The 2,919-nt window shown below is 53.3% G+C and carries 3 protein-coding genes; 1 reads left to right on the top strand and 2 read right to left on the bottom strand.

The window, feature by feature from the left end; genetic code table 11:
• The first annotated feature begins 112 nt into the window (after positions 1-112).
• A complete protein-coding gene (gene rpmB, locus AC066S_RS38630) occupies positions 113-424 on the top strand; it encodes a 50S ribosomal protein L28 (protein ID WP_126260955.1) in 312 nt (103 codons plus the stop codon).
• A gap of 229 nt (positions 425-653) precedes the next feature.
• Here the strand turns inward: rpmB and AC066S_RS38635 are convergent, their stop codons facing one another.
• Positions 654-2,261, bottom strand: a complete 1,608-nt coding sequence (locus AC066S_RS38635; protein WP_478271903.1) for an SEC-C metal-binding domain-containing protein — start codon at positions 2,259-2,261, stop codon at positions 654-656.
• A 438-nt stretch (positions 2,262-2,699) separates the two neighbouring features.
• Positions 2,700-2,919 (bottom strand): hypothetical protein (locus AC066S_RS38640; RefSeq protein WP_478271904.1); only part of this gene is annotated, 220 nt, incomplete at its 5' end.

Here is a 2,919-nt window from a genome sequence, read left to right on the forward strand (position 1 = left end):
CTTCCCCCCTATACGTCCGCCCGCTCCCTGCAAGGACGAAAGAATTTGCCCCCGTGGCGCCCTCAATTGGCGGCCGCATTCGTTGGGGGTTCGAACTATAAGGATTTCTACCATGTCTCGCCGCTGCGAACTGACGGCCAAGGGCCCCCTCGTCGGCCACAAGGTCAGCCACTCCAACATCAAGACCAAGCGCCGCTTCCTGCCGAACCTCGTCAACGTGACGTTCATCTCGGAAGCCCTGGAGCGCAACGTGCGCCTGCGCGTCTCCACCAACGCGGTGAAGAGCGTCGACCACAATGGCGGCCTCGACGCCTTCCTGCTCAAGGCCAACGCCGACGCCCTCTCCCCGCGCGCCCTCGAGCTGAAGCGCGCCATCCAGAAGAAGGTCGGCCCGACCGCCGCGCCGGCGAAGAAGGCGAGCTGAGTTTTACCGTCAGGGCGGGGGCTAAGTTGCGTCGCGTGGCGTAGGCTTAGCCGAGTAAGAGTTGAGTAGCGGCCGGATCGGAAGATCCGGCCGTTTTTGTTTGTGCAACAGAGATTGTCGGCTCGTATGTATCTTGAGCTTGGCGCGGCTATACCAATGCGGATGATTTTCGAGCTACGCTGAAGTCTGGCGTGTAGTTTGCGGGGGGCGCCACCTGCGCTCCGCGCCTTCATCGATGCGTCTGAACAGCGAAGACCAACTGCTCGCAATACTCAGCGAGCAACTCATCGTCGCTCAATTTCCCTATCTGCTCCGTGTTAGGCGCACCGGCAAATCGAGAAAGTAAATCCTCACGGGAACAATCTTTGTAGGCCCGCATAAAAAATTCAAATAGCTCGTAAGCATCTTTCACTGGCGCATTGACGGGAACGATTTTTCCGAAGTAGGCATCAGGATGCGCCTTATACTCGGCGAGCTGTGCTTCCGACATTGTATCACTCAGAATGTGCCCCTTATCGGTTCCTATATAGACTTTACCGTCTGCTTCGCTGACGTGCACAGAACTTACCGTGGCCAATAGCCCGCCCGGAACCGCTTTCTCGAAAAAATAGGTTTCGCCAATTAGAATACGCGTACTCCCGTTACCAGAGGTTTCGGACGGGAGACGCCCATCAAAGCTTGCGGGAAACGTCACACACTTTTGAAACATTTGTCCGATTTCAAACGCGTCAGCGTGTCGTTTCCGCTGTCTATATACTTCGGACAAACGAAAGTAGCCCGGTCTGTTGAAGTCACTTATTCCCAGCCCAAATGGCACTGCAACTGGCGTTGGGACTTCCTCCAATTGCCGATGAAAGCCAATGTTTGTTACGAAAACGTACGCAGTCTTTCCCTCTGCAAGTTCTTTATCTTCGTAACGCTCAAGTCTCGACACGGCCCGATCGTGCCATATCGGCTTATGGCTCGAATCAAATTGCGGAATTGTATTTAGATCAATGAATATCAGGCGCTCGTCTGCTGCGGGTTTAGCTAGCGCTTGGTTGAGGTGAGGTATCAACCGCGACAATGGATCGGCATCGGGACCGCCATCCTGGTCGGTCTTACCTAGAACCCCAACCACTGAACGAGCTTTAGCTTCGACCCAATAGCGCGTCCCAGTTCGTTGTGAGACAGCGGCGAATTCGCAGTGCTTATTCGCTCCATCCTGCTCTTGTTCCAAGGTAAGAGTAAAACCTGCACGGATGAGGATATTGGCTACAAAAAGCTCGTAAAAAGCCCCTTGGAAATTTGATCTGTCCTTCAAGCGCTTAATCAAACGAGACTGAAGCTCGACATTGTGATCGAGCAAGTAAAGGCTGTACGCCAAACCAAGATAGCAAGCGACAACCCCGGTAACTCTTGCTTGGCTTACCTCACCCGGAATCTCGATAGTTTCTTTCTGATAGCGGCAATAGGCGTCATACCATTGCAAGATCTGATGTCGATCCGTGAGCGGCTTTTTGATCTCGTCATTACCCCAATCGACGCCGAGCTTCTGCTTCATGTAATCGGATAGAAAATCCGGGAAGGTCTTCCATTTGTCGGAGAAGTAAATCGTATTCCCCACGGTTACGACCTGATGATCGCCAAGCTTTGCGCCGACTATCGGCCGACCCAACCCTTGCTGATCCTGCCGGATTTTTTCTTGCGCCCTAACTCGATCCAACTGGCGCGTGATTTCGGCTTGATCTATGTGCGCTTCTCCTATCGCCGACAACGGCGGCGCCAAACTGCCATGACAATGCTTATACTTGCGTCCACTGCCGCAGGGGCACGGCTTGTTTCGACCCACGTTCATTGAATGCTCCAGAGCTAGTGATACAGCCCGAGTATTCCTTAAAAACGAAGCGCGCAGACGCCTCACGATTCTTACAATCAAAAGGAGAACTGGATAATTGCGCAAGATGTCGAAAGAAACGCAAAATCATCAGCAGCACATCAACCCGCGATACCCGAAGTGATCGCCTCAGAAGATGGCAAATCTACTCGGCCAATTCTCTCCAACCGGTAGGCTCTTAGTAGTCCTTGCCCGCCTGTAGGCGAGCCAGTTACGGCATAAACATGCACACCCTTCAAGGAGAAAGCCAATTTCCAGGGAATGACCAGTTGAACCGGCTACGAAATATCCTTCTTGATGGCCGGTCATTGTCGAGCAGCTAGGCGACTAGACATCTAGGCATTCAAACTTTCGATGGAGAATTGCCCGGCACGCCGACTGGAAGTAAGTTATTCGGTATCAGCATCCGCGGAAGATGGAGGCATTGGCGGCGCGATAGTAATTGCGGGGCTTCTGAATAACATGTGGAATACCGACGTAAAGGGCTTCGCCATAGGCCATAATTTTTATGCGGAGATACTGGCGCGTGGAATGAAGTTGGTTCACCCGTTGACCCTCCATTCCCGCTATACTCGCCCCGGTAGCATCCCCCCGAGGCGCACCCCATGGACTGTCCCTT

Source organism: Bradyrhizobium sp. CFUWI, from assembly GCF_056429085.1.